The organism is Vibrio sp. D420a, assembly GCF_030248625.1.
Classification (GTDB): domain Bacteria; phylum Pseudomonadota; class Gammaproteobacteria; order Enterobacterales; family Vibrionaceae; genus Vibrio; species Vibrio fortis_A.
Genome location: NZ_JAHGAN010000060.1, coordinates 1 through 736 on the forward strand (window position 1 = coordinate 1; position 736 = coordinate 736).

The window sequence follows — 736 nt, forward strand, 5'->3', positions numbered from 1 at the left end:
TCTTACTTCGAAACTGACGATGACCACAACGACGCTGACAAAGGTGTGAATGGTTACATCGGTCTTGAGCAAGAAGTATTCAGCGTATATGCGGGTTACGAAACTCGTGATGATGAGAAAGACTACGAGGTTTACTCTCTATCTGGAAACATGAAGCTAGGCTCAATGACTCTAGGTCTAAACTCTTGGATCGACCAAAACGATGAAATGAAGAACACAGGCTTCTACTTCTCTGGTGGCTACACGCTATCTGAAGACCTAACTATTGCTGCAGGTTACGCGTTCAACACCAACGAAGAAGACAGCGCATCTGACATCGACTCTTCTTACATCAACGTTGCTGCAATGTACCGCATCTCTGCAAACGCTGACATGGGTATCGATATCAAACAAGATCTAGAAGGCGCTCGTTTCAGTGGTAACACACAATACGATGAAGAGACTCACGTATTTGCAGCGGCTTACTACTACTTCTAATAGTCATGTACTGAGGGGGCATGCCCGGTCTCCCTCTGATTATGTGTCTTAATGATATATCCACTGTTTAATTTTTCGGCCACTTCGTCTTGAGGTGGCCTTTTTGTGTCATTTTTTCTGAGATTTATAAATGATTAAAGAGATAACAGCGCAGGGAGTGATTTATGGTAACCCTACACTGTTTACGTGCAAGCCAAACCGTGAAGGTAAATATGAACTGGCTCGTAAGGTAGGTCGAGAGCCTGGAACGCGCCCTCAA

General features: G+C 44.4%; 1 protein-coding gene. It reads left to right on the forward strand.

Features of this window, described 5'->3' with window-relative positions:
• The coding region (locus KI743_RS23320) for a porin (protein WP_373417852.1) at positions 1-477 on the forward strand (477 nt) is incomplete at its 5' end.
• Between the last annotated feature and the right edge of the window lie 259 nt (positions 478-736).